This window comes from Nocardioides oceani (assembly GCF_030412965.1).
Lineage (GTDB): Bacteria > Actinomycetota > Actinomycetes > Propionibacteriales > Nocardioidaceae > Nocardioides > Nocardioides oceani.
Map to the genome: position 1 here is coordinate 1 of NZ_JAUHJQ010000309.1, position 211 is coordinate 211.

General features: G+C 75.8%; 1 pseudogene. It reads left to right on the forward strand.

Features of this window, described 5'->3' with window-relative positions:
- A pseudogene (locus tag QWY28_RS24180) lies at positions 1–211 on the forward strand (hypothetical protein); the annotation flags it as partial.

A 211-nucleotide genomic window follows, 5' to 3' on the forward strand; every position in this document is an offset into this window, starting at 1 on the left:
GACGGCCTCGCGGTCACCCACCGGCCGCGCGGCGCCGGCGTCGGCGGCCGGATGGTGCTGTTCTGGTGCTTCGGCACGGCCGCGCCCGTCGGGGGGTTGGTGGTGGCCTCCGTCGTCGGCCTCGCCGGCGACGACGACGTACGGGAGCGGCTGCCGTTCACCGTCCTGGCGATCAGCGCGGTCGTCCTCGTCTTCGGCCTGCTGACCACGG